This is a genomic window from Methanospirillum sp., assembly GCF_035406105.1.
Taxonomy (GTDB): domain Archaea; phylum Halobacteriota; class Methanomicrobia; order Methanomicrobiales; family Methanospirillaceae; genus Methanospirillum.
Window position 1 is genome coordinate 1 of sequence record NZ_DAONKG010000348.1, and the last position, 1,520, is coordinate 1,520.

Annotated in this window: 3 protein-coding genes; all 3 read right to left on the reverse strand. The window is 33.9% G+C overall.

All coding sequences use genetic code 11. From position 1 onward, the window contains the following. Positions 1 to 65: 65 nt before the first annotated feature. The gene (locus PLA23_RS13340) at positions 66 to 326 is read right to left on the reverse strand and encodes a DUF8150 family protein (protein ID WP_324329793.1); all 261 of its coding nucleotides are present in this window, start codon (positions 324 to 326) and stop codon (positions 66 to 68) included. Beyond that, on the reverse strand, positions 313 to 900 hold the full coding sequence (locus PLA23_RS13345; RefSeq protein ID WP_324329795.1) for a hypothetical protein: 588 nt from the start codon (positions 898 to 900) through the stop codon (positions 313 to 315). Before PLA23_RS13345 ends, PLA23_RS13340 begins: the two co-directional genes overlap by 14 nt. Before the next feature lie 77 nt (positions 901 to 977). Further along, a partial coding sequence (locus PLA23_RS13350; RefSeq protein ID WP_324475526.1) for a hypothetical protein occupies positions 978 to 1,520 on the reverse strand: 543 nt, incomplete at its 5' end.

The following is a 1,520-nucleotide window of genomic DNA, read 5'->3' on the forward strand; positions in this document are numbered from 1 at the left end:
ATGATTATCGGAACTATCACACAATGAGCCAGATCAGAACTATTATCTCTTTCACTTTATTATTCCTAACACCGGAATCTCTTCGGGATCGGTGGAGAACCTTTCCGTCTCCCTGATAAAAGTCGTGCTTTCTCAATCATATCAAGATATTCTTTTTTCGTCAATGGATACTGGTCTTTATGTGCATACAGGGCATTTATCATCCTGCACTGGTGCTCACTCCATACTTCATTGGGTACTGATCGTACCCACTCAGCCTGTTTTTTCACAAACCATATCCGTTCTTTTCGGTTTCTTTCCCGAAATTCTGGGTCAGGAGGTTTCATATTTTACTCCAAAGGAGAGACAGAATTCTCTGATGAGGTCTTCGTCTATAACGTCCCTACACACTTCTCTGATAAATATGGCATCTTCAATGTCCTTCTCACTCCCGAGCCAGAACTTAAATGCAATCTGTATCTCAAGAGGGCTAATCCAGAAATTTTTACCGTCTATTATTAGTTCTATCCGGTTTGTGAAAGAATACTCATCAGATTCATTTTTTATGAATTTTATTTCTATATTAGGAATAAAACTGTCTTTTTGACAGAGGCGAATTGCTGATCCGGATGCTAATATTGAATAGAGCCCGGATGCATCCTCGGCGTTTAAAAATTCATACCCATCTTCAATAAAGGTGTCATGAATGGTGTGAAATAGAGAGAGATCACAATACGGTATGAGAATATCGATATCTTCAGTACTTCGGGATCTGCCAAATAATATGGCAACATAGCCACTTACAATTACGTATGGAGAATATTTGGTCAGGGTGTACAAAACCCGGCTGACAAAGAGATCTAATTGAGAAAGGTGACGGTTTTGAATAAGTAACCTTTCTCCTTTCTTCTCAATAGTCATTATGTCTTCCTGTTAAATAAGTACCGATTTTGTTATTGATATCTTGTGAGGTTGTGCAATCATTATTTCTATTCCTGTTAGTAAAATAAACATCGAATTATGAAACATATCCCAAAGAGAATTATAAATAAGATTATAAAAATTAAACTAATCAAAAAACCGGATAGTAAATAATATACTATGTCGAATAATCCGGTAACAATTAAAAATGTCGCCCAAATTGCAATAACTGCGGGAACTAATAATAAATATTGCCAGGGATTTATTGATCCAAAGATTTTAGAAATAGAATCAGGTGGGAATAACATATCTCTAACAATAATCGTATTAAAAAAATCACTATAATTTCCAATTCTTACAATATCTGAGCATTCCTCATTTTGTTTGTCCCTACAATTTTTAAAACTATTGATAATATTTTGAACCTTTTCTTCAACAAATTTTTCCCATTTATTATGATCAAATTGACCATTAACAAAAAGTGAGTTAAAATCATTGATCTCATACCCGAATTGTTTGCATTCAAAATATAAGATTCCTGAGTCATCTATTACTTTTTTTGGGATTATTGTAGGATCTATAGGTTCATGATGACATTCTATTAAATTAATAAAATCATT

What these genes read in the sequence shown, in the direction of transcription:
- PLA23_RS13340 (WP_324329793.1), bottom strand. Translation starts at nt 326, where the DNA reads ATGAAACCTCCTGACCCAGAATTTCGGGAAAGAAACCGAAAAGAACGG.
- PLA23_RS13345 (WP_324329795.1), bottom strand. Translation starts at nt 900, where the DNA reads ATGACTATTGAGAAGAAAGGAGAAAGGTTACTTATTCAAAACCGTCAC.